Here is a 23352-nt window from a genome sequence, read left to right on the forward strand (position 1 = left end):
CGGCAAACACCTGCGGGGCCCAACAAAATGCGCTGCGACGGTGCGTCAGCGGTAGAATCCCGCAATCAGCACAACAAACGATTCAGAGGTCGACGCGGTGGAGTTGCAGCAGGGCTTTGTCCTGACCCGACATTGGCATGACACGCCCGAAGGCACCTGCGTGGAATTCTGGCTGGCCACCGACCAGGGGCCACGGCAGCTGCGCCTGGCGCCACAGGTATCGGTGGCATTCATCCCCCAGGAGCAGGAAGCGCACGCGCGGGTGCTGCTGGCCAACGAAGCCGGTGTCGAGTTGCGGCCGCTGCAGCTGAAGGACTTTGACCAGCGCCCGGTGCTGGGCCTGTACTGCCGCCAGCACCGGCAACTGATGCAGTTGGAGCAACGCCTGCGCACGGCCGGTATCGAGGTGTTCGAAGCCGATATTCGCCCGCCCGAGCGCTACCTGATGGAGCGCTTCATCACCGCCCCGGTGCAGTTCACCGGCCAACCGGATGCCCAGGGTGTGCTCTGCGATGCCCAGCTCAAGCCCCTGCCGGGTTATCGCCCGCCGCTGCGCCTGGTGTCGCTGGACATCGAGACCAGCGAGCGGGGCGAGCTGTACAGCATTGCCCTGGAAGGCTGTGGCCAGCGCCAGGTGTACATGCTCGGGCCGGCCAACGGCACGGCTGATGACCTCGACTTCGACCTGCACTACTGCGCCGACCGCGCCGACATACTGGCCTGCCTCAACCAGTGGATGGCCGAGCACGACCCGGATGCAATCATCGGCTGGAACCTGATCCAGTTCGACCTGCGCCTGCTGCATGAGTACGCCAAGCTGCTGCAGGTACCGCTGGCACTGGGACGCAATGGCGCGCCGATGACCTTGCGCAGCCATGCCGGTGGTGGCCACGTGTTCGCCGATGCCCCGGGGCGGCTGCTGATCGACGGCATCGAGGCGCTGCGCTCGGCGACCTGGAGCTTCCCGTCGTTCAGCCTCGAAAGTGTCGCCCAGACCTTGCTCGGTGAAGGCAAGGCCATCGACACGCCGTACCAGCGCATGGATGAAATCAACCGCCGCTTCGCCGAGGACAAGCCGGCGTTGGCGCGCTACAACCTCAAGGATTGCGAGCTGGTGACGCGCATCTTCGCCCACACCCGCCTGCTCGAATTCCTGCTGGAGCGGTCTTCGGTCACCGGCCTTGCGGTGGACCGCAGCGGTGGTTCGGTGGCCGCGCTCTGCCACTTGTACATCCCGCAGATGCACCGCCTGGGCTTCGTCGCCCCCAACCTCGGCAGCCGCCCCGACGAAGCCAGCCCCGGTGGCTTCGTCATGGATTCGCGCCCGGGCCTATACGACTCGGTGTTGGTGCTGGACTACAAGAGCCTGTACCCGTCGATCATACGTACCTTCCTGATCGACCCGGTGGGGCTGGTCGAAGGCTTGCGCCTGCCCGATGATGAACACTCGGTGGAAGGGTTCCGCGGTGGGCGTTTTTCCCGTAGCGAGCATTGCCTGCCGGCCATCGTCGAGCGGGTATGGCAGGGCCGGGAAGCGGCCAAGCGCGAGGGCAACGCGCCGCTGTCGCAAGCGCTGAAGATCATCATGAATGCCTTTTACGGGGTGTTGGGCTCGAGCGGCTGCCGCTTCTTCGACCCGCGCCTGGCTTCGTCGATCACCATGCGCGGCCACCAGATCATGCGCCAGACCCGTGCGCTGATCGAAGCCAGGGGCTACGAGGTGATCTACGGCGATACCGACTCCACCTTCGTCTGGCTCAAGGGCGCCCACGGCGAGGAGGCTGCAGCACGCATCGGCCGTGAGCTGGTGGCCCAGGTCAACCAGTGGTGGCGCGAACACCTGCGCGAGCAGATGAACCTGGAAAGCGCGCTGGAGCTGCAGTTCGAGGTGCATTACCGGCGCTTCCTGATGCCCACCATCCGCGGTACGGACGAAGGCAGCAAGAAGCGCTACGCCGGGCTGGTGCAGCGGGCCGATGGCAGCGAGCAGATGGTCTACAAGGGCCTGGAGTCGGTGCGTACCGACTGGTCGCCGCTGGCCCGGGAGTTCCAGCAGGAGCTTTATGGCCGGATCTTCCGCGGGGAGCCTTACCAGGCGTATGTGCGCGATTATGTACGGCGCACCTTGGCCGGGGAGCTGAATGAGCTGATGGTGTACCGCAAGCGTTTGCGCCGGCCGCTAGCCGATTACCAGCGCAATGTGCCGCCGCACGTGCGTGCGGCCCGGCTGGCCGATGACTACAACCGCCGCCTTGGTCGCCCGTTGCAATACCAGCGCGGCGGCTGGATCAGCTATCTGATCACCCTGGCGGGCCCCGAACCCCTGGAAAACCTGCAAGCGCCGGTGGACTACGAGCATTACCTGACGCGGCAGCTGCAGCCGGTGGCCGATGCCATCCTGCCTTTTGTTGGCGACAGTTTCGAAGGGTTGACCGGCCAGCAGCTGGCGCTGTTCTGAAGAGGTGGTACCTATCTAGCTTATCGCTTGGCAAGCCTGCGTCTAGTGTCGGGCCTTTTGATAAGCCCGAGGCGTAACAACGTGACTACACCCACCAAGCAGCAACCGCCAACCGCCGATACGCTGGCCATGGAGCAGGCCTATCAGGACAACCTCATCGTCAAGCGACTGCCCAGATGGATTCGCCGGCTGCGTATCGTCTCGCCGACCGAGCAGAACATCCCGGCCAACGGTTTGTATGAATCGCAGCATGCTGCATTGCGCGACGCATTGAAAGACAGCCTGGCCTGTCGACAGTGGCTGGAAAAGGAGCTTGCGCGAATCGAGGGCATCGACCGTTTCGTCAAGCCGCTGCTTCAAAACGCCATGCAGGAACAGTTCGGCACCAAGGAAAATGTCGATGGCCTGTATTTCAGGCGCTGGTACACCTACACCGCTCCCAGCCAGGGCACCGTGTGGGGGCGCTACCCGGTTTTGGAAAAGGACTATTTCGAGGTACCGCTGATCGAGGCGGCACTGGACAACTTCACGCCGGGCGAGGGGCGGAACGAGCAGCACAAGGACAACTGCATCGTCGACAGCCTGTCGCAACGGCTCGCCTCACCAACCGCGCCAGCTTTCGCACGCTTGTGCCGCCAGCTGGATCTGGGCAAGCGCTATCAACAGCACCTGGACAGCGTGCTCAAAGCGCCGAGCAGCCAGGCAAGCGGCTGGCGCAGCATGGCTTCGACGCTTGCCCAGCTTTACAGCTCGGTCATGCTGATCGATGCGTGCAAGGCCAAGAGCGATGGCGTGCTGACTGCTGCCGAACTGGGGCTGGTACTGGAACTATGCAAGCACGGGAGACCTGGCACGTTGTACGAGTCGAAAGTGGTGGCCCGGCAACTGAAGGCGTTCGGCTGCGATCTGCAACAGATCGTGATACTCGATGTATTTCATGACAAAGTCAGCCGCAAGATCATTGTCTATATTCCCGATGACCCCCACGGTCCCTGGAGCGCAAGCCCCGACCTGGAAAGCTTCACCCGCAAGGTCTTGGGCAAGCGTCTGCGAGACAAGCGCTATCAGGATTTCTTCAAACGCTTCGTACGCCGGCGCGACTGCCAGCAGTTCTTCTCCAGGGTTGCCAAGGACCTGGTGGGCGTCGCCGATTGGGCAACCCGGGAAATGGACCAGCACATGCGGGACTACCCGCTGCCGTTGTTCGCCCACCTTGCTGCCGCGCGCATTGCCCACATCAAGGACGATGCCGCGCTGATTGCCACGCCGGTGTCGGACCTTGACCGCAAGGCCCAGGAAGCCCATCAACAAAGGTTGGTTGCCGAGGGTTGGACCCTGGCCACGGTGGCGGGCGTGTTCATCCCCGCACTCAATGCGCTGCTGCTGGCGGTAATGGTCTGGGACCTGCTGGGCGAGCTGTTCCAGGCCGTGGAAGACTGGCGCGAGGGCGATACCAGCGCAGCAATGGAGCATGTGCTCAGCGTGACCAAAGACCTGGCCGTGATCGGTGTAACCGCTGTGGTATGGCGGGAAGCGAGCCGGGCCTGGGCCGCATTGGACCAATGGGTGCCAGCGCGCCTGGAAGACGGCAGCGAGAAACTCTGGAATGGAGACCTGGTGCCGTTTCGCAGCGCTGCACCTCCCGCTGGGGAAGTGGCCGATGCAATGGGCATCTACCGTGCCCAAAACAGAAGCTGGATGACCATGGACGGCCACAACTACGAAATCGTCCAGCGCGCAGATGAAGAGTGGCAACTGGCACCACGAGATGGTCATGGACCTTTGTTGCGTCACAATGACGCCGGTGCCTGGCGGCTATGGACCGAGCAACCGGCCAGCTGGACAGACAAGCACAGGATGTTCCGCCGTCTTGGTGAGCGTTTCGCTCGCCTGGATGATGAACAGATTGACCAGGCCATGGCCGTCCATGCCCTGGATGCAGACCATCTACGGGCGCTGCATGTGTACGGCCGGCCACCTGAGGCCGAGCTGGTCGATACCGTAGAGCGCCTGCTGATCGATCGCCGGCTGCAAACCCTGCTGGACGATTTGAAGCTCGGGCGGGTGCCGGAGGACGCGCCGTTGCTGGCGAAGGCTCGCGCCCTACCTGGTGTCACCGAGCAGGGCGGGCCAGCATTGGCGGCGCAGGTCTCGGCAAGGCGGCGCCAGCTGTTTCAACAGGTGTATGACGGGCAGCAGGAGCCAGACGATGCGGCGGTGGCAACCTTGCGCAAGGCATTCCCGAGCCTGCATCGCCGAGCGGCGCGCGAGCTTGTGGGTGAGCTGTCGGCAGAAGGTGCGGAATTTCAGGCACTGGTCAGCGGTACGGTGCCGTTTCGGCTGGTCGAAAGGGCCAGGCTGAGCGTACTGCGCATACGTGTTGCGCGTGCCTGCGAGGCGCTGTTCATTGATACGCCCCAGACCCTGGACCAGGCCAAGGTCGCGCTGACGCTGCTGGAGACTCTGGATGTCAGGGAGGCCAGGCCGCGCTGGCGGCTGTACGATGGCGATAGCCCGCAGCCGATAATGACTACTGCTGGCGACGGGCAGAACTACAGGCTTGTGCATGACAACGGGCGGTTCGAGCTTGAAGATGCGCTAGGCCTCGAAATGAGTGGCCCCGGCGAGCTGTTCGAGACCTTGGCGGATGCGTTTGCCCCGGCCGATCGTGCTGCACTCGGTATCACTGAACCCTACGCCCCGGGTTTGAGAGCAGTGTTGGCCCGGCAAATGCCCGGGCACAGCAGGGTACTCGCCCAGGTGTTGGGCAAAAACCCTCGACAGCCATGGATGCTGGCGCCAGTGCGCCTGGAGGATGGCAGGGTCGGATACCCGCTGGGCGGCTGCCAGGGATGCTTTGCCCGGTCTGCATCTCGACCCCGGGCGTTCGAGGCGCGTCTGCGCGACCTTTACCCAGCGTACAGTGACGAGCAGATCGAAGCCTGGCTGACCACCTTGCATGCTTCGGGGCGTGATACCGACACCGAACTCGGTGTGCTCGAAGAGCAGGCCCGCAGGTTGAACGACCACTTGAAAAGCTGGGAGTGGCGAGGGTTGCTGAATCGTGATCGACCCGAGCGCAAGCGGTTTCGCAAAGCAATCATGCAATGCTGGCGGGAACGGGTGCCCGCTCAAGTTACACCTGAGCATCAACGTCTGGCTTTAACTTGGCAGTACAGCGCGTATGACCTGTGCTCATTGCCTGAATTGGGCCCACTCTTCAGCTTCCCGCACGTTACCGAACTTTCCCTGCGCAGCCTGTTGCTGAAAGAGGTACCAGAGCAGTTCCTGCTCTCATTCCCCAATCTGACGTCCCTGGAACTGAGCTACAACCAGTTGCAACGTCTGCCAGCGAGCCTGTCGTTGCTCAATGACTTGCGCATACTCGACTTGTCCGGCAATCGCATCTCTCTGGACGAGCCCCAGGCTCAAGTGCTGGCGCAATGCAGCCGGTTACGTTACCTGAACCTTTCGGACAATCGCTTGAACATGACCTTTTCTGTGGCACAGATGAACCAGTTGGCCGAACTGCGTTTGCGCAATGCCGGGTTGGTATTGCTACCCGAGGGCATCACGGACTGTCAGACGTTGTACATGCTCGATGCTTCCAACAACTTCATCACGCTGTTGCCTCCCAACTTCATCCAGTCCCCGTTGTGGCGGGACGGCTACGTGGCGCTGTCAGGCAATCCTGTGCTGCTGCACCAGGCTGTAGATGTGCAGGAGGCCTGGAACATTCCGGAGGACAGTTCGGTCCCTCACAAATTTCGCTGGGTGGACCGCCTGGACGGTGATAGACGCGAAGATCTGGGTAACCTGTGGGCCACTGTTGAGCAAATGGATGGGGTGACGAACTTCATGCAACTGCTGAAACAGCTTACGCGCTCGCAAGACTTCACCCATCCTCGATATGGGGAAATGCTGGCTGCACGCGTTTTGACCATGATGGAAAAGGTGGACAGCTCAGCAGCACTGGCCAATGAAATTTTCGCCAATGCACTGGTCGAGAACTGCGCCGACAATGCCACAGTGGTCTTCCAGCAGCTTGAAATCCGATGCCTTGTGTGGGAAGCCGAGCAGGCCGCCCCTTCTGGCAGCCAGGAACGAGCCCTGGTGAAACTGGCGCGGCAGTTGTGGAGGCAGCAGGAGGTTGACTTCATCGCCTTGCGCGAGGCTGAGGCTGCAGGTGCGGGCAATGAGTCGATCGAATGGGTACTAGCTTACTCGATCCGCTTGCGTGAGGAGCTGGGCCTGCCTGGCAACGCGCGCAGCATGCTATACGAGGGCATCCCGCACCTGGATGACGCTTCGGTGATGCGCGCGGCTGATCAGGTCAGGCGTAACGAGACAGCCGAATCGGTGGCAGTGTGGATGGTCCAGCAACCTTTCTGGAGAAATCATCTCGAGAAACGCTACGTGCGTGAACTGGAAGTGCCGCCAAGGTTTCAGAACCAGTTGGCAGAGGATGCCAATGCCGAGGACGCCGCCAGGTTGATGGCGGAAATCAGGCTGTGGACCGAGAGGACCGAGCTTCAACTGACCATCGAGGCTCTGCAACGGCCGGCATGACCAGGGCGCATTGGACTATGCTCAAGCTACAAGTGATAGAGGTACTTTTCGGGCTCGGGACGTGGAGTGACCGCACTTGGTAACCGCCGGTTACTGTTCATTCAAACATGGAGGCCTTTTGCTGGTTTACGCTCGCTCGTCGGATCTTTCGCCCTGATCTGTAGTCTTCTGGTTTATCGAGAGAATAAGGAGATACGCATGCTCGTCCGGTCACTGACCCTCGCCACCTTGCTCGCGCTTGTCGGCCCTGTGTTTGCTGCCGACAGTGACGCGCCGCTGGCCAAGGAACTGGGCAAGGCCAGGCCCTTGGTCGTCATTGCGCCCAGCAGCGCCGACCCGACCTTGCGTGGGTTGAACGAGGCCCTCAAGGACCCGGCCACCCAGGCCGCCTTCAAAGAGCGCAACCTGGTGGTGTACAGCGTTGCCAACATGATGGGCAAGCGTGAGGACAAGAACCTCGAGCAGCAGACCACCATGGCCCTGATCCGCGAGTTGAAGCTGGGTGCCAGCAAAGGCACCAAGGTGATCCTGGTGGGCAAGGACGGTGAGCGGCACATGCTCAAGGACGACGAGGAGGGCGAGGCCATCGACCCGCAGGTGATCCTCAAGGCGGTCGATGATCTGCCTGCCAGCGAAAAAGCCGTGACGGCGCCGGAGCCTGTGGCAGCGGCGGCCCCGGAGCCCAAGGCCAAGGACAGCAAGCCTGCCAAACCCGCCAAGCCGGCCGCGCCACCCAAGCCGCTGGAAGACTGACCCTGCACGACGGCCCCGAGGCACCTTGGGGCCGTTGTGTATCCCACTGTATCTGCCCACGCCGCAGACCCATTCCCATACAAAACCGCACCCCGCGCGATACATCCACGACATACCGCAACGGCCTAATGGCTCCACATTCCAACCACAGTGGAGCGACACCATGACTCAAGTACGAAACACCCTCGGCCTGCTCGGCGCTGCCCTGATCGGCAGCATGGCATTGAGCAGCAGCGCCTTTGCCGTCGAGCCGTTGGCCCAGGGTTACCAGCTGGCTTCGGCCAAGGTGGCCGGCGAGGGCAAGTGTGGTGAAGGCAAATGTGGTGGCAGCGCCAAGGCCACCCAGGGCGAAGGCAAATGCGGTGAGGGCAAGTGCGGCGCCAGCGCCAAGGCCGGTGCCGAAGGCAAATGTGGCGAGGGCAAGTGTGGTGACGCCTCGTTCGCCAAGACCGACAGCAACCACGACGGCAAGGTCTCGCGCGACGAGTTCCTGGCGGTGGCCAAGGACCGTGCCGGCGACTTCGACAAGATCGACAGCAACCATGATGGCTTCATCTCCGAACAGGAGGCTGCGGATCACCTCAAGGCGATCTACCAGGCTAATGGCAAGGCCATGCCCGAAGGCTTGTTCAGCCACCTGACCGGCAAGTCCTGACCTTCTGCCCCATGAACCGCGCAACGCCCCTCCTGCTGGTCAGGCGGGGCGTTGTGCCTGTTGCGGAGACCTGTTCATGCACCCCACATCTTTGTCCCCTGTACCTTTACAGACCGGGCTAGGCCTGCGCCGCGGCCTGCTGGCGGAACTGCTGGCCATGGAGGCTGGCGCCGTGGACTTTCTCGAATGCGCACCGGAAAACTGGGTTGCCGTGGGCGGTGCCTACGGCAAGGGCCTGGCGCAGTTGGCCGAGCGTTTTGCCATTACCTGCCACGGGCTGTCGTTGTCGCTGGGTGGCAGCGAGCCGCTGGACCGCCATTTCCTTGGCCAGACCCGCCAGTTTCTCGATCGCCACCAGGTGCGCCTGTACAGCGAGCACCTGAGCTACTGCAGTGATGACGGGCACCTGTACGACCTGATGCCCATTCCATTCACCGACGAAGCGGTGCGCCATGTGGCCACGCGGATTCGCCAGGCCCAGGAATACCTGGAGCGGCGCATTGCCGTGGAAAACATCAGCTACTACGCCGCACCGTACCAGGCGATGAGTGAACTCGACTTCATCCGCGCGGTACTCGATGAGGCCGACTGCGACCTGCTGCTGGACGTCAACAACGTCTTCGTCAATGCCTGCAATCACGGTTATGACGCCCGCGAATTCCTGGCGGGCTTGCCCCAGGCGCGGGTCACCGGCATGCACGTGGCTGGCCATTACGATGAAGCGCCGGACCTCAAGGTAGACACCCACGGGGCTGCGGTGAAGGAAGATGTGTGGGCGCTGTACGCGGTAGCCTGTGCGCGCTTCGGTGTGCAACCGACCGTGCTCGAGCGTGATTTCAACTATCCGCCGCTGGCCGAACTGCTCGCCGAGGCGGCGCGCATCCGCACTGTGCAGTGTGCTGCGGGAGGGCATGCAAATGAATGAGACCTTGCGTGAGCAGCAGTACACCTTGGCCCGGCACCTGCGTGACCCGCAGCGCCATGCGCCGCCGCCGGGCGTGGAGGCCCGGCGCCTGAAGGTTTACCGCGAGCTGTTCTATGGCGCTATCGAAGGTTTGCTGGCCGGCAGTTTTCCGGTGATGCGCCAGGCGTTGGGCGAACCGCGCTGGCATGCCCGAGTGCGAGATTTCTATGCCAACTATCGCAGCCAGACACCGTTGTTCACCGAGATTGCCCAAGCGTTCGTCGATTACCTGCAAGGCATCGAGCTGGATGCGCCCTGGCAGCTGGAGCTGGCGCACTATGAGTGGGTCGAGGCGCAGTTGTATCTGAGCGATGCCGAGGACCCGGCCCATGACCCGGCAGGCGACCTGCTGGAAGGGGAGCCACTGTTGTCGTGTGTGGCGCGGGTGTTGGCCTATCGCTGGCCGGTGGAGCGGATCGGGGCGGATTACCAGCCAGCGGTCGCGCCAGAGGCGCCGACCTTGTTGCTGGTTTATCGCGATGCGGGGCTGAAGGTGCGCTTCGCGCGCCTGGCGCCGCTGGCGTACCGGTTGCTGGCACTGGAACAGGGCAGTGGGCGGGCTCGGTTGGAGGCGTTGGGCGGTGCTGTGGAGGAAGGGTTGGCGTTGCTGGAGGGATTGCGCGAGCAGGGGGTCATCATCGGTACAGGTTGAGTGCGGGTACGGGGGGCGCCTTGCGCCCCTATCGCGACACTAGGCCGCTCCTATGTATGGACTCGCCCACACTGTCTAGCTGCTTTTGAACATAGGAACCCGGTTGCATCTATGTATCAGGCCTGTTCGAGGAAGCTTTTTGCTTCTGGCCAACATCGTGGTGAGCTCGCAGCGTGCCGTTTACATTGAGGCCACTGCATCGGGCCTGTAGGAGCGGAGGCATCAGTCTGCGACGGTCTTACCAGGGGTCAATGTTCACTAGCAGGGGTTGGAGCGCTTAGCGCCCCGGTGGCATTACTCGGTTGGTCAGAGGCTCATGGCAGCCTCCGGGTTGCTGTTCGGTTTGTGTTGATAGACCTGGTCGTTCTGTAACAGGGCCCAGATAATGCGCAGATTTCGATTAGCCAGTCTGATCGCCGCTTCCTTGCGCCCAAGGCGGGATAGCCAGCGCAAGAGGCGGCGATCGTCTGGCTGATCGGAATCAGGCCTTAGCTGACTCAAGACAGCATGTGCGCCCTGGATCATCAGGCTACGTATGTAGCCGTCACCTCGCTTGCTCATCCTGCCCAATCTGACTTTGTTTCCACTGCTGTGCTGATCGGGCACGATACCGAAGAAGGCGGAATACATTCGGCCACTGGCGAAGCGGCTGGGCTCGGTCTGTTTCGCCACGATCGCCGTGGCGATGATAGGGCCTACGCCACGAATGGTGACCAGTCGCTGTGCGACTTTATCCTCCCGGGCTGTCGCTTCGAGCCGTCTACTGAGCCCCGCAATGCGTTCACCCAGAGACAGCCAGTCCGTCAACAGCTCATCGAGCAACTCACGCAATAGGTCGGGCAAAGGTAAAGAGGCATCCTCAAGAGACCGCGGCACATGCTTACCAATCGCAGCGTCGCCCTGTGGCATGGATACGCCATGCTCAAGCAGCAAACCACGTATCTGGTTACCCAGCGCGGTATGCCGCTTGATGTTGCCGCGGCGGATACGGTGCAGTGCTTGAATAGCCAGTGCTGTGGTGCTCTTGATCGATATCGAGGCAATACTGGTATCGCGACCGGCGCGCAAAATGGCATGGGTGTCGTTACGGTCGTTCTTCGCGCCGCTGCGGTGTTCGGCGACTCGTTGCGCAGGCAGGATGCGAACCGCATTACCTTTGGCCTGCAGCAGCCTTGCCCAGGCTTGTGCACCTGGGCCGCACTCCATCAAGACGGTCACTGTCGCTGGCAACCTGAGCAGGAAATCATGAAAGGCCTGACGGGATTTGATGCGATCTTCGTAGATCACCCGACCGGTAGCATCCTCGCCTGCTAACTGAAAGACCTGCTTGGCCAGGTCTACACAGATGGTTGTGCAAAGCTCCACATCAGTGGACGACAGGGAACCTTGCTTGGAACTATGCTTTTTCATGGTCTCGCCCTCGCTGCCGTTGGCTTCTTAGAACGCCACCGTGGCACTGTGATGCCTCGGCGGGGGCGAGTCCATCGATTACAGAGGTACGCGATCCCCTGTAGGAGCGGCCTTGTGTCGCGATGGGCTGCAACGCAGCCCCGGCGATATCACCTGCAGAACCGCCCTCTGAGCCAATGATCCAGGCTCAATCGCCCAGCCCCTTTCAGCAGCAGTGGCAGCAACGCCACCAGGTAGATCAACGGCAACTTGAAGTTGCCAAAGCCCTGGTCGGTAATCGCATACCCTTGGGCCAGCTCGGCCAGGTTCGACCAGTGCGCCGGCCAATGCACCGCAGCAATCGCCACCACGGTCACCACCATCAGCCCCAACGAGGCCAGCCGGGTACCTAGCCCCAGCAACAGCAGTAACGGCAGGATCAGCTCCGCCCACATCGACAGCTGCCAGTTCAGCTCTGCAGGCAGCAGGTTGAAGGGGAACGGGAAGTTCGCTTGCAGGTCGGCGAACCAGTTGCTGCCATTGAATTTCTCCCAGCCGGATTCGAAAAATTCCCAGGCCAGGAACAGCCGCAACGGCAGGTCGGCGCTCCAGGTACCGAAACGGTCGAAGGTGGTCAGGGTGCGGGTCAAGGTGGTCATGCTGGTTTCTCTCTTCAGGAAAGGGCACGGGCGTTACGGCGTTGCTGGCGGGCCAGCTTGGCGGTGAGCTTGACGGCGATGGCGCTGAACATCAGGGCGAACGCCAGCGGGTACCAGCCGCCCATGGGGATGCGTTTGTAGAACGACAGGCAGAACACCGCGGCCAGTACCCACATGCCGGTGCTGTGCAGGGCCTGCCAGGCACGGCCACCCAACAGGCGCATCGGGGCCTTGAACGAGGTGATGGTGAGCAGCAGCAGAAACAGGTAGCCGAGGGTGCCGGGCAGGCTGGAAGTTAGCGTGCGGCCGGCCCAGAACAGCTCGGGGAATTGCTGGGCATAGCGGTAGATCAGTACGCCGTGCACGGTGTGGGAAAAGGCGAATGCCAACCCCAGATAGCGCCGTTCCTGGAGGATGCGACGGCTGTTGGTGCCAGGCAGCAAGGTCACCAGCGACGAGGCCAGGAAGGCCAGCAGGAATAGCGCGAAGGAGCTGCGCGCAGTGGCACGGATCGCGCTGCGCAGGCCGTCCGGATCAGGTTGGCTGGCCAGGACCACGGCGGTCATCACCAAGGTCAGGCCGGCGAGCGTGGCGAACAGCTTCCAGCCGGAGGGAAGGGTGAGGGGTTTCATCACGGAGGCTCCCGGAGTGTGGTTGTGTGACCGGGAGTGTGTCGGGGTGGGGTATCTGCAGTGTGTCGGCGGTGGTGGGGTTGTGTATCGGAGTGTACTGATACTTCAAGCACCACCTGCTTTTTGTGGGAGCGGCCTTGCGTCGCGAAAGGGCCGCAACGCGGCCCCGGCAATTCATGCGACGAAGCTGAAAACCTGGGGCTGCTGCGCAGCCCTATCGCGACGCAAGGCCGCTCCCACAAACTGTCATTTGAGCTCGATCTGCGCGCACAGCCCGCCGCCTGCGCGGTTGCTCAGGGTCAGTCGGCCGCCCATGGCCTGGATCAGCTGATGGGCAATCGCCAACCCCAGCCCTGTGCCGCCGGTGCTGCGGTTGCGTGAGCCTTCCACGCGATAGAACGGCTTGAGCACTTCATCCAGTTCGCCGCCAGGTATGCCTGGCCCGTTGTCGAGCACGCGGATCAACGTCCAGTCGCCCTCGCGGCACACCTCCAGTTCGGCAGCGCCGGCAAACTTGAGGGCGTTGTCCACCAGGTTCACCAGCACCCGGCGCAGGGCATGCGGGCGGGTTTCCAGCAGGCTGCCGCTGCTGCCATGGCGCTCGACCTGGGCGCCACTGTCCTGGTAGTCGAACACCAGGCTGTCGAGAAAGGCATCGAGGTTGACCCGGCACGGGGCCTCGGTGCTGGTGTCCATGCTGCGGGCATAGGCCACGCCTTCGCGCACCAGGTGTTCCATCTCACCCAGGTCGCTCCACAGCTTGTCCTTTTCCACCCCTTCGTCCATCACTTCGACACGCAGCTTCATGCGCGTAATCGGTGTTTGCAGGTCGTGGGAAATGGCCGCCAGCAACTGCATGCGTTCCTTGAGGTAGGCAGCGATGCGCGCCTGCAGGGCGTTGAAGGCCACGGCGGCGTAGCGCACCTCGCGCGGGCCGCTTTCATCCAGCTGCACGCCAGGCTTGTCCGGGTCGAGGTTGTCCACCGCACGGGCCAGGCGGGTCAGCGGGCCGATCGCCAGGCGTACCGCCAGCCAGGTGCACAGCAACAGCACGGCCAGCTGGATCAGCAACACCACGGGCAGCCAACGTGCCACCGGGACCGGCGATGGGGTGACGTCGATGGTCAGCGGTGCGCCATCGGCCAGGGTCAGGTGTGCCTGGAAGTGCGCATTCGGGCCGGGGATTTCCTGGAAGGAAAGGCGATAGTCGGCGCCAATGGCCTTGACGATAGAGTCGGCGGCCATGGGTGGGTCACTGGTCGGCATGGCTTCGCCCGCCAGGCCCTGGTCCAGCCGGTAGCGGTAGGTACGCCGCTCCAGGCGCGGCAGCCAGGCGGCGCGCTCGGCCGCGGGCAGGCGGTCGAGGATGGCCACCGAGGTGGCCACGTCCTGCTCCAGGGTGCTGAGCATCATCGAGCGGCTGCTGATGTAGCGCTCGTAGGCCTGCAGGCCGAACGACAGGCCGTAGGCCAGCACCAGGCCGGTGAAGAAGATCAGTGCCAGGCGTGAGGCCAGGGTACGTGGCCACTTCATGATGGCGACTCGAGCAGTTGCACCGGCAGCGAGAACACGTAGCCCTCGCTGCGCACGGTCTTGATGCAGCTGGGTTCGCGGGCGTCGTCACCCAGGCGCTGGCGCAGGCGGCTGACCAGCAGGTCGATGGAGCGGTCGAAGATGTCGGCTTCGCGGCCCTGGGTCAGGTTGAGCAACTGCTCACGGCTGAGCACCCGCTGCGGGTGGTCGAGAAACACCCGCAGCAGGCGGTATTCGGCACCGCTCAGGGCTACCAGGGTGCCTTCGCTGTCGAGCAGGTGGCGCGCGGTGGTGTCCAGCCGCCACTGGCCGAAGCCGAGCAGGCGGCTGCTTTCGCTGATGGTCAGGTTGGGCGGCAGCATGCGCGTGCGGCGCAGCACGGCATTGATACGGGCCAGCAGTTCGCGGGCCGAGAACGGCTTGGTCAGGTAATCGTCGGCGCCCATTTCCAGGCCGATGATGCGGTCGGTTTCGTCGTTGCGGGCGGTCAGCATCAGCACCGGGGTGTTGCGGTGCTTGCCGGCGCGCAACTCGCGGCACAACAGCAGGCCGTCGTCGCCGGGCATCATGATGTCCAGGACGATCAGGTCGACGCTGTTGGCTTCTAGAAAGGCGCGCATCTGCCGGCCGTCAGCGACGATGCTGGTGCGCAGGCCGTTCTTTTTCAGGTAGTTGCCGACCAGTTCGCGGATTTCGCGGTCGTCGTCGACGATCAGGATGTGATCGACGTGTTCCATGCGCTGCGTTCCTGTGCAAGAGGGGATGGGCGCAGTGTACCGAGCGCGTTCGCGCTTGCCTGCGGGGGTTTGTATTGCAGTGTATCTGCCATGCGTACAGACACAGGAGGAAGCACATCACAGCTTCGGGCGACACATACGGGATACCTGGCCGGCGTGAAATGGCTCTCGACCGGGGAGCACAACTCCCCACCCTCAAGCGTTACACAGGAGAGATGCCATGAACTTCAATACCTTCGCCCGTGCCAGCCTGTTCGCCGTGCTCAGCTTCGGCGCCATTGCCGCCCAGGCCTCCACCATGCCGATGGACGACAGCGGGGTCATGCAGTACCGCTACGGTGACCACCTGGATGTGAAGAAAGTGCTGTCGATACAGGATGACCAGAGCGACGCCTGCGGTTTGGTGAACACCCGCATGGACTACCTCGACTCCAAGGGCCAGCAGCAGAGCGTGCAGTACCGCACTTACGCCACCGGCGGTTGCCATGAGAATTGATCGCCGCTTGTTGTTGAAGGTTGGCGGCATTGCCCTGGCGCTGGCCGGCCTGGGCCTGGCCGGGCACCTGATGGCCCGCGACAGCTACGGTGCCATGCCGTCGCTGTCCGGCGCCAGCCAGTGGCTTAATTCGGCGCCGCTGGATGGCCCCGGGCTCAAGGGCAAGGTGGTGCTGGTGGACTTCTGGACCTGGGACTGCATCAACTGCCGGCGCAGCCTGCCGCATGTGAACGAATGGGCGCGGCGCTATGCCGACCAGGGCCTGGTGGTGGTTGGCGTGCACACCCCGGAGTACGACTACGAGCACGATGTAGGCACCTTGCGTGACAAGGTAGCCAGCCTGGGGATCGGTTACCCGGTGGCGGTGGATAACGACTACAAGGTGTGGAACGCCTGGGGCAACCAGTTCTGGCCGGCGCATTACTTTGTCGACCGCAAGGGGCAGGTGCGCCATGTGCACTTTGGCGAGGGGGATTATGGTGGGCAGGAGCAGGTGATACAGGCGTTGCTGGATGAGAAAGGGTGAGTTGTCTGTGCCGGCCTCTTCGCGGCGGTTCGACGACTCGATGAACCCGCTCCCACAGGTACTGCACCGCTTGCAGACTGTGCGATCCCTGTGGGAGCGGGTTTACCCGCGAAGAAGCCAACACCGATCCGTCAGGTGAAACTGGCAAAGTGCGCCTGCATCCGAGCCGCATCCGCCTGGCGCCCGCTGAACAGCTCGAACGCCTTCACCGCCTGGAACACGGCCATGTTGCTGCCATCCAGGGTGCGGCAGCCCAATGCCCGGGCGGCGCGCAGCAGTTCGGTCTCCAGCGGGAAGTAGATGATCTCCGCCACCCACAGGCGCGCATGCAGCAACTCCACCGGCAGCGGTGTGCCCGGCAGCTTGGCCATGCCCACCGGGGTGGTGTTGACCAGCCCGTCCGCCTCGGCCAGGGCCGTGGCCAGGTCGTTGCCGACCACGGCGCGCCCGGCACCGAAGTGGGCATTCAGGTTGTCCACCAGGGCCTGCGCACGGGCCGCGTCCACTTCGAACAGCACCAGCCGCTCCACCCCTTCACCCAGCAGGGCATGGGCCACGGCCGAACCGGCACCACCGGCACCCATCTGCACCACCTGGCGCCGTGCCACATCAGGCAGGCCACGGCGCAAGCCTTCGGCAAAGCCCAGGCAGTCGGTGTTGTGGCCGACCCGCTTGCCGTCCTTGAGCACCACGGTGTTCACCGCGCCGATGCCGCGGGCTTCGTCCGACAGTTCGTCGAGCAGCGGCAGGATCGCCTGCTTGAACGGGTAGGTGATGTTGAGCCCGGTGAAACCGGTGTGTTGGGCGGCGTCGAGCAGACCGGGCAGGGCGCTGTCGTCCAGTTGCAGCTGGTCGGCATCGATCAGCCGGTACAGGTAGCGCAGCGCCTGGGCATCACCTTCGTGTTCGTGCAGGGCAGGGGTGCGCGACAGCTGGATGCCACGGCCGATCAGGCCGGCGAGGATGGCTTGCTGGCTCATGCGCTGTGCTCCTGCAACATTTCGGCGAAGTGGCTGATGGCCATGCGGTAGCCATGGCTGCCCAGGCCGCAGATGACCCCGACGGCGATGGACGATACGAACGACAGGTGACGGAACGGTTCGCGCTTGTGCACGTTGGACAGGTGCACTTCGATTACCGGCACTTCGCTGGCCACCAGGGCATCGCGGATGGCCACCGAGGTATGGGTCCAGGCGCCGGGGTTGATCACGATGCCGGCGCAGCGGCCACGGGCGGCATGGATCCAGTCGATCAGTTCGCCTTCGTGGTTGGTTTGGCGGAATTCGATTTCCAGGCCATGGGCATGGGCGGTATCGGCACAGCCCTGGGCCAGGTCGGCGAGGGTTTCGTGGCCATATTGGGCAGGCTCGCGGGTGCCCAGCATGTTCAGGTTGGGGCCGTTGAGCACGAGAATGAGGGGCTTCATGACGGGCATCGCTTTGTTGTTGTTGGATGCGTCTAGTTTTGTACCGACTGGTTAGTTTAGTCAATTGGACTAAACCGCTGTACCGGGAAAGTGGGCGATTATCGAACTTGATATCGCCTGTACCGGCGATAGGGCCAGAGCAGACAGCCTGCAGCTTGATTACAAAATTGTAATTTTCCCGCCACCGCCCCGATAAGCGCGGCTTTCTACAGTCCCTCGCCAAAGCTCGCCGACGAGGACCTGTTTCGTGCCCATCCCCCGCAAGACCGCCTTGCTCTGCCTGTTGCTGGCTGTTGCCGCCAGCGCCCAGGCCAGCCAGAGCCTGAGCCTGCCCCAGGCGCTTGACGCCGCCTTTGCCCAGAACCCGGAGCTGGCTGCGGCCGGCCGGGAAATCGGCATTGCCGATGGCGAGCGGCGCCAGGCCGGGCTGATCCCCAACCCGGAGCTGTCCTGGGAGGTCGAGGACACCCGCCGTGACACCAGCACCACCACTGTCACCCTCAGCCAACCGCTGGAGCTGGGCGGCAAGCGCGGTGCACGCATCGCCGTGGCCGGTGCCGGTCAGGCCATTGCCCAGCTGGACCTGGAGCGCCAGCGCAACGGCTTGCGCGCCGATGTGGTGCAGGCGTTCCACGCGGCCCTGCGCGCCCAGACCGCGCTGGAGCTGGCGCAGCAATCGCAGGCGTTGACCGAGCGTGGGCTGCGAGTGGTGCAGGGGCGGGTGACCGCTGGCCAGTCATCGCCCGTGGAGGCCACCCGGGCCCAGGTGCAGTTGGCCCAGGCCCAGGCCGAAGTGCGCCGTGCGCAAACCCAGCGCAGTGTGGCTTACCAGGCCCTGGCACGGTTGACCGGCAGCCCGCTGGCAAGCTTCGATCAGTTGCAGGCCGCCAACCTGTCCCCCGGTGATGCACCCAGCGCCGACGCCCTGCTCGACCAGGTCGAGCAAACGGCTGAATGGCGCCTGGCCGCCGCCCAGGTCGAGCGCGGCGAAGCGTCCCTGGGTTCGGAAAAGGCCCTGCGCATACCCAACCTCACCGTCAGCCTTGGCAGCCAGTACAGCCGCGAAGACCGCGAGCGGGTCAATGTGGTGGGCCTGTCGATGCCCTTGCCGCTGTTCGACCGCAACCAGGGCAACGTGCTGGCTGCGGCCCGCCGTGCCGACCAGGCGCGTGACCTGCGCAACGCCGTGGAACTGCGCCTGCGCAGTGAAACCCGCAGCGCCGTCAGCCAGTGGACCACGGCCATGCAGGAAGTGCAGGCCTATGACCGCACCATCCTGCCTTCTGCCCAGCAGGCCGTGGACACCGCCACACGCGGTTTCGAAATGGGCAAGTTCGCCTTTCTCGATGTGCTCGACGCCCAGCGCACGCTGATCGAGGCGCGCGGGCTGTACCTCGAGGCGCTGGCCTCGGCGACCGACGCGCGGGCGCAGGTCGAGCGGATCTATGGCGACCTCGATGGCCTGCGCAACAAATTGAACAGCAGGAGCAACAATGACTAATCCACGCAAGATAGCCCTTCTGGCTGCCGCCATTGCCGCGCTCGGCCTCGGTGGCCTGGCCTGGACCGGCAACCTCGGCAACGCGTCAGGCACTGAAGCCCGGCACGACGACCACGGCGAAGACAGCCACGGCCACGGCGAGGAACAGGCCGGCGAAGGCCACGAAGAAGATGAGGGCAAGCTGCACCTGTCCATCGCCCAGATCGAAGCTGCCGGTGTGCAACTGGCCAATGCCGGCCCTCGTGAACTGGGCACCGCCATCAGCTTCCCGGGTGAAATCCGCTTCGACGAGGACCGTACCGCCCACGTCGTGCCACGCGTGCCCGGTGTGGTCGAGTCGGTGCAAGCCGAGCTGGGCCAGGCGGTCAAGCGTGGTCAGGTGCTGGCGGTAATCGCCAGCCAGCAGATTTCCGACCTGCGCAGCGAACAACAGGCTGCCCAGCGCCGCCTGGAACTGGCGCGCCTGACTTTCCAGCGCGAACAGCAGCTGTGGCAGGAACGCATCAGTGCCGAGCAGGATTACCTGCAGGCCCGTCAGGCGTTGCAGGAAGCCGAGATTGCCTTGGCCAACGCCCGGCAGAAGGTCGCCGCCGTGGGCCCGGCCGGCGCCGGCAACCGCTATGAACTGCGCGCGCCGTTCGATGCAGTGGTGGTGGAAAAGCACCTGACCGTGGGCGAGGTGGTCGATGAGACCAGCAATGCCTTCACCCTGTCTGACCTCAGCCGGGTCTGGGCCACCTTCGCCGTCGCCCCGCGCGACCTGGACAAGGTGACCACCGGCCGCAATGTCACGGTCAGCGCGCCGGACCTGGGCGCCCAGGTCGAGGGCAAGGTCAACTACGTCGGCAGCCTGCTCGGCGAGCAGAACCGTGCCGCCACTGTCCGCGCCACGCTGGCCAACCCCAACGGCGCCTGGCGCCCCGGGCTGTTCGTCAATGTCGCGGTCAGCGTCGAACGCTTCAACGCCGCCGTGGTGGTACCGCAAAGCGCCCTGCAAACCTGGGAGGAGCAGACCGTGGTGTTTGCCCGTACCGAGGAAGGCTTCGAGGCCCGCCCGGTGAAGACCGGCCGCCGCGACGCCGGCCAGGTGGAAATCACCACCGGGCTTGCCGCCGGCACCCAGGTGGCCGCTGCCGGCAGCTTTGTCCTCAAGTCCGAGCTGGGCAAAGGCTCGGCCGAGCACAGCCATTGATCACGGGGACGCCTGCATGTTCGAACGCCTGATCCAATTCGCCATCGAGCAGCGCCTGGTGGTGATGCTGGCCGTGGTCCTGATGGCCGCGGTGGGTATCCACAGCTACCAGAAACTGCCGATCGACGCTGTACCGGACATCACCAACGTCCAGGTGCAGATCAATACCGCCGCCCCCGGCTATTCGCCGCTGGAGACCGAGCAGCGCATCACCTTCGCCATCGAGACCGCCATGGCCGGCCTGCCCGGGCTCAAGCAGACCCGCTCGCTCTCGCGTTCGGGCCTGTCGCAGGTCACGGTCATTTTCGACGACGGCACCGACCTGTTCTTCGCCCGCCAACTGGTCAACGAGCGCCTGCAAGTGGCGCGTGAGCAGTTGCCCGACGGCATCGAAGCGGGCATGGGGCCGATTTCCACCGGGCTGGGTGAAATCTTCCTGTGGACGGTGGAAGCCGAGCAGGGCGCGCTGAAGGAGGACGGCACACCCTACACCCCGACCGACCTGCGGGTGATCCAGGACTGGATCATCAAGCCGCAGCTGCGCAACGTGCCCGGGGTGGCCGAGGTCAACAGCATCGGCGGCCATGCCAAGCAGTACCTGATTGCGCCGGAGCCCAAGCGCCTGGCGGCCTACAAACTCACCCTCAACGACCTGATCGCGGCGCTGGAGCGCAACAACGCCAACGTCGGCGCCGGCTACATCGAGCGCAATGGCGAGCAGTTGCTGATTCGCGCGCCAGGCCAGGTGGCGTCGGCCGAGGACATCGCCAACATCGTCATCTCCAGTGTCGATGGCACGCCAATCCGCGTCAGCCATGTTGCCCAGGTCGGCCTGGGCGAAGAGCTGCGCTCGGGCGCGGCCACCGAAAACGGCCGGGAAGTGGTGCTGGGCACGGTGTTCATGCTGATTGGCGAGAACAGCCGCACGGTGTCCCAGGCGGTCGCCGCCAAGCTGGTCGAGATCAACCGCAACCTGCCCAAGGGCGTGGTCGCGGTGACGGTGTACGACCGCACCAACCTGGTGGAAAAGGCCATTGCCACGGTGAAGGAGAACCTGGTCGAAGGTGCCATTCTGGTCATCGCCGTGTTGTTCCTGTTCCTGGGCAACATCCGCGCTGCGCTGATCACCGCCATGGTCATTCCGTTGTCGATGCTGTTCACCTTCACCGGCATGTTCAGCAACAAGGTCAGCGCCAACCTGATGAGCCTGGGCGCACTGGACTTCGGCATCATCGTCGACGGCGCGGTGGTGATCGTGGAGAACGCCATCCGCCGCCTGGCCCACGCCCAGCAACGCCATGGCCGCATGCTGACCCGCACCGAGCGCTTCCATGAAGTGTTCGCTGCCGCCCGTGAGGCGCGTCGGCCGCTGATCTATGGCCAGCTGATCATCATGGTGGTGTACCTGCCGATCTTTGCCCTGACCGGGGTGGAGGGCAAGATGTTCCACCCTATGGCCTTTACCGTGGTCATCGCCCTGCTTGGTGCCATGATCCTCTCGGTTACCTTCGTGCCGGCGGCCATTGCCCTGTTCGTCACCGGCAAGGTCAAGGAAGAGGAAGGCCTGGTAATGCGCACGGCGCGTCAGCGCTATGCCCCGGTGCTGGCCTGGGTGCTGGGCCGGCGCAAGCTGGCGTTCGCTGGTGCCGCTACCCTGGTGTTGTTGTCCGGGGTTATGGCCAGCCGCATGGGCAGCGAGTTCATCCCCAGCCTCAGCGAAGGCGACTTTGCCCTGCAGGCTTTGCGCGTGCCGGGCACCAGCCTGTCGCAGTCGGTCGACATGCAGCAGCGCCTGGAACAGGCGATCATCGCCCAGGTGCCGGAAGTGGAGCGGGTGTTCGCCCGCACCGGCACCGCCGAGATCGCCTCCGACCCGATGCCGCCGAACATTTCCGACGCCTATGTGATGCTGCGTCCGCGTGAGCAATGGGGCGACCCGGGCAAGCCGCGTGATGAGCTGATCGCCGAGGTACAACGTGCCGCCGCCAGCGTGCCGGGCAGCAACTATGAGCTGTCGCAGCCGATCCAGCTGCGCTTCAACGAGCTGATTTCCGGGGTGCGCAGCGATGTGGCGGTGAAGCTGTTCGGTGATGACATGGATGTGCTCAACCGCACCGCCGCGCAGATCGCCAGCAGCCTGCAAGGCGTGCCGGGCGCGTCCGAGGTAAAGGTCGAGCAGACTACCGGCCTGCCGGTGCTGACCATCGATATCGACCGCGACAAGGCGGCCCGCCATGGCCTTAACGTGGGTGATGTGCAGGACGCCATTGCCATTGCCGTGGGTGGCCGCACGGCCGGCACGCTGTACGAAGGTGACCGCCGTTTCGACATGGTGGTGCGCCTGTCGGAAACCCTGCGCACCGATGTCGACGGGCTGGGCAGCCTGCTGATTCCGGTGCCGGCCAATACGGCTGCGGGTGCCGGGCAAATCGGCTTCATCCCGCTGTCGCAGGTAGCCACGCTGAACCTGCAGCTGGGGCCGAACCAGGTCAGCCGCGAGGATGGCAAGCGGGTGGTGGTGGTCAGTGCCAACGTGCGTGGGCGTGACCTGGGCTCGTTCGTCGAGGAGGCCGAGCAGACGTTGATCGAGCAGGTGCAGATACCGCCGGGTTACTGGACCCGCTGGGGCGGCCAGTTCGAGCAGCTGCAGTCGGCGGCCGAGCGCCTGCAGGTGGTGGTGCCGGTGGCCTTGCTGCTGGTCATGGCGCTGTTGCTGATGATGTTCAACAACCTCAGGGATGGCCTGCTGGTGTTCACCGGCATCCCGTTCGCCCTTACCGGCGGGGTGCTGGCGCTGTGGTTGCGGGACATTCCGTTGTCCATTTCCGCTGGCGTGGGGTTCATTGCCTTGTCGGGGGTGGCGGTGCTCAACGGGCTGGTGATGATCGCCTTTATCCGTGGCCTGCGGGAGGAAGGGCGCACGCTGCGGGCAGCGGTCGAGGAGGGCGCGCTGACGCGCTTGCGGCCGGTGCTGATGACGGCACTGGTGGCGTCGCTGGGGTTCATCCCGATGGCCTTGGCGACCGGGACCGGGGCCGAGGTGCAAAGGCCGCTGGCGACCGTGGTGATTGGCGGGATTCTGTCGTCCACCGCACTGACCTTGCTGGTGTTGCCGGCGTTGTATCAGTGGGCGTATCGGCGCGAAGAGGTGCAGGAGGGTTGAGCGTTTTGGGGCTGCTTTGCAGCCCATCGCGACACAAGGCCGCTCCT

The 23352-nt window shown here is 64.0% G+C and carries 18 protein-coding genes; 11 read left to right on the top strand and 7 right to left on the bottom strand.

From position 1 onward, the window contains the following. The first annotated feature begins 97 nt into the window (after window positions 1–97). The 6 genes from ABNP31_RS09390 to ABNP31_RS09415 all read left to right on the top strand — a co-directional run bounded on the left by ABNP31_RS09390 (window position 98) and on the right by ABNP31_RS09415 (window position 10051). Window positions 98–2458, top strand: a complete 2361-nt coding sequence (locus tag ABNP31_RS09390) for a DNA polymerase II (RefSeq protein WP_350013222.1) — start codon at window positions 98–100, stop codon at window positions 2456–2458. Window positions 2459–2539: 81 nt separating this feature from the next. Further along, the gene (locus ABNP31_RS09395; protein WP_350013223.1) at window positions 2540–7027 is read left to right on the top strand and encodes an NEL-type E3 ubiquitin ligase domain-containing protein; all 4488 of its coding nucleotides are present in this window, start codon (window positions 2540–2542) and stop codon (window positions 7025–7027) included. A 198-nt stretch (window positions 7028–7225) separates the two neighbouring features. Then, window positions 7226–7780, top strand: a complete 555-nt coding sequence (locus ABNP31_RS09400) for a DUF4174 domain-containing protein (RefSeq protein WP_085617600.1) — start codon at window positions 7226–7228, stop codon at window positions 7778–7780. Between the two features lie 163 nt (window positions 7781–7943). Continuing rightward, a complete protein-coding gene (locus tag ABNP31_RS09405; RefSeq protein ID WP_013971966.1) occupies window positions 7944–8435 on the top strand; it encodes an HvfA family oxazolone/thioamide-modified RiPP metallophore in 492 nt (163 codons plus the stop codon). Window positions 8436–8511: 76 nt separating this feature from the next. Then, window positions 8512–9360 carry an HvfB family MNIO-type RiPP peptide maturase gene (locus ABNP31_RS09410; protein WP_238067537.1) on the top strand — a complete coding sequence of 283 codons (849 nt, stop codon included), beginning with the start codon at window positions 8512–8514 and terminating at the stop codon, window positions 9358–9360. Beyond that, a complete protein-coding gene (locus ABNP31_RS09415; protein WP_274079353.1) occupies window positions 9353–10051 on the top strand; it encodes an HvfC family RiPP maturation protein in 699 nt (232 codons plus the stop codon). Before ABNP31_RS09410 ends, ABNP31_RS09415 begins: the two co-directional genes overlap by 8 nt. A 306-nt stretch (window positions 10052–10357) precedes the next feature. On the opposite strand, the gene ABNP31_RS09420 is transcribed toward ABNP31_RS09415, so the two are convergent. The 5 genes from ABNP31_RS09420 to ABNP31_RS09440 form a co-directional block, all read right to left on the bottom strand. Then, the gene (locus tag ABNP31_RS09420) at window positions 10358–11416 is read right to left on the bottom strand and encodes an IS110 family transposase (protein WP_085665802.1); all 1059 of its coding nucleotides are present in this window, start codon (window positions 11414–11416) and stop codon (window positions 10358–10360) included. Window positions 11417–11610: 194 nt separating this feature from the next. Beyond that, complete coding sequence (locus ABNP31_RS09425) at window positions 11611–12099, bottom strand: HvfX family Cu-binding RiPP maturation protein (RefSeq protein ID WP_075044651.1); 489 nt, start codon at window positions 12097–12099, stop codon at window positions 11611–11613. Window positions 12100–12113: 14 nt separating this feature from the next. Further along, window positions 12114–12731, bottom strand: coding sequence for a ferric reductase-like transmembrane domain-containing protein (locus ABNP31_RS09430; RefSeq protein WP_238067538.1), 618 nt, complete (start codon window positions 12729–12731; stop codon window positions 12114–12116). A gap of 246 nt (window positions 12732–12977) precedes the next feature. Further along, window positions 12978–14264, bottom strand: a complete 1287-nt coding sequence (locus tag ABNP31_RS09435; protein ID WP_238067539.1) for a sensor histidine kinase — start codon at window positions 14262–14264, stop codon at window positions 12978–12980. After that, window positions 14261–15001, bottom strand: coding sequence for a response regulator (locus ABNP31_RS09440; protein WP_003250463.1), 741 nt, complete (start codon window positions 14999–15001; stop codon window positions 14261–14263). The genes ABNP31_RS09435 and ABNP31_RS09440 overlap by 4 nt, the downstream gene beginning before the upstream one ends. A 220-nt stretch (window positions 15002–15221) precedes the next feature. Between ABNP31_RS09440 and ABNP31_RS09445 the strand changes: the two genes are divergently transcribed. After that, window positions 15222–15497 (top strand): DUF2790 domain-containing protein, encoded by a 276-nt coding sequence (locus ABNP31_RS09445; protein WP_023662927.1) that lies wholly within the window; start codon window positions 15222–15224, stop codon window positions 15495–15497. Beyond that, the gene (locus ABNP31_RS09450; protein ID WP_075044653.1) at window positions 15487–16023 is read left to right on the top strand and encodes a thioredoxin family protein; all 537 of its coding nucleotides are present in this window, start codon (window positions 15487–15489) and stop codon (window positions 16021–16023) included. The genes ABNP31_RS09445 and ABNP31_RS09450 overlap by 11 nt, the downstream gene beginning before the upstream one ends. A gap of 131 nt (window positions 16024–16154) precedes the next feature. On the opposite strand, the gene ABNP31_RS09455 is transcribed toward ABNP31_RS09450, so the two are convergent. Together ABNP31_RS09455 and aroQ are read right to left on the bottom strand one after the other, a co-directional pair. Next, window positions 16155–17003, bottom strand: coding sequence for a shikimate dehydrogenase (locus tag ABNP31_RS09455; protein ID WP_025338504.1), 849 nt, complete (start codon window positions 17001–17003; stop codon window positions 16155–16157). Further along, the gene (gene aroQ / locus ABNP31_RS09460; RefSeq protein WP_025338505.1) at window positions 17000–17449 is read right to left on the bottom strand and encodes a type II 3-dehydroquinate dehydratase; all 450 of its coding nucleotides are present in this window, start codon (window positions 17447–17449) and stop codon (window positions 17000–17002) included. The genes ABNP31_RS09455 and aroQ overlap by 4 nt, the downstream gene beginning before the upstream one ends. Window positions 17450–17696: 247 nt before the next feature. Between aroQ and ABNP31_RS09465 the strand changes: the two genes are divergently transcribed. From ABNP31_RS09465 to ABNP31_RS09475, 3 genes are read left to right on the top strand one after another with little or no spacing between them, the layout of a single operon-like run. Next, entirely contained in the window at window positions 17697–18950 is a 1254-nt protein-coding gene (locus ABNP31_RS09465) for a TolC family protein (protein ID WP_238067541.1), read from the top strand. Further along, window positions 18943–20142 (top strand): efflux RND transporter periplasmic adaptor subunit, encoded by a 1200-nt coding sequence (locus ABNP31_RS09470; RefSeq protein ID WP_350013224.1) that lies wholly within the window; start codon window positions 18943–18945, stop codon window positions 20140–20142. Before ABNP31_RS09465 ends, ABNP31_RS09470 begins: the two co-directional genes overlap by 8 nt. A gap of 16 nt (window positions 20143–20158) precedes the next feature. Then, window positions 20159–23305, top strand: coding sequence for an efflux RND transporter permease subunit (locus ABNP31_RS09475; protein ID WP_350013225.1), 3147 nt, complete (start codon window positions 20159–20161; stop codon window positions 23303–23305). Window positions 23306–23352: the final 47 nt, after the last annotated feature.

This window comes from Pseudomonas asiatica (assembly GCF_040214835.1).
Taxonomy (GTDB): Bacteria; Pseudomonadota; Gammaproteobacteria; order Pseudomonadales; family Pseudomonadaceae; genus Aquipseudomonas; species Aquipseudomonas putida_Z.

Coding starts and splice junctions, on each gene's coding strand:
- ABNP31_RS09430 (WP_238067538.1), bottom strand. CDS start 12,731: ATGAAACCCCTCACCCTTCCCTCCGGCTGGAAGCTGTTCGCCACGCTC.
- aroQ (WP_025338505.1), bottom strand. CDS start 17,449: ATGAAGCCCCTCATTCTCGTGCTCAACGGCCCCAACCTGAACATGCTG.
- ABNP31_RS09405 (WP_013971966.1), top strand. CDS start 7,944: ATGACTCAAGTACGAAACACCCTCGGCCTGCTCGGCGCTGCCCTGATC.
- ABNP31_RS09470 (WP_350013224.1), top strand. CDS start 18,943: ATGACTAATCCACGCAAGATAGCCCTTCTGGCTGCCGCCATTGCCGCG.
- ABNP31_RS09440 (WP_003250463.1), bottom strand. CDS start 15,001: ATGGAACACGTCGATCACATCCTGATCGTCGACGACGACCGCGAAATC.
- ABNP31_RS09455 (WP_025338504.1), bottom strand. CDS start 17,003: ATGAGCCAGCAAGCCATCCTCGCCGGCCTGATCGGCCGTGGCATCCAG.
- ABNP31_RS09415 (WP_274079353.1), top strand. CDS start 9,353: ATGAATGAGACCTTGCGTGAGCAGCAGTACACCTTGGCCCGGCACCTG.
- ABNP31_RS09450 (WP_075044653.1), top strand. CDS start 15,487: ATGAGAATTGATCGCCGCTTGTTGTTGAAGGTTGGCGGCATTGCCCTG.
- ABNP31_RS09400 (WP_085617600.1), top strand. CDS start 7,226: ATGCTCGTCCGGTCACTGACCCTCGCCACCTTGCTCGCGCTTGTCGGC.
- ABNP31_RS09425 (WP_075044651.1), bottom strand. CDS start 12,099: ATGACCACCTTGACCCGCACCCTGACCACCTTCGACCGTTTCGGTACC.
- ABNP31_RS09435 (WP_238067539.1), bottom strand. CDS start 14,264: ATGAAGTGGCCACGTACCCTGGCCTCACGCCTGGCACTGATCTTCTTC.
- ABNP31_RS09445 (WP_023662927.1), top strand. CDS start 15,222: ATGAACTTCAATACCTTCGCCCGTGCCAGCCTGTTCGCCGTGCTCAGC.
- ABNP31_RS09475 (WP_350013225.1), top strand. CDS start 20,159: ATGTTCGAACGCCTGATCCAATTCGCCATCGAGCAGCGCCTGGTGGTG.
- ABNP31_RS09410 (WP_238067537.1), top strand. CDS start 8,512: ATGCACCCCACATCTTTGTCCCCTGTACCTTTACAGACCGGGCTAGGC.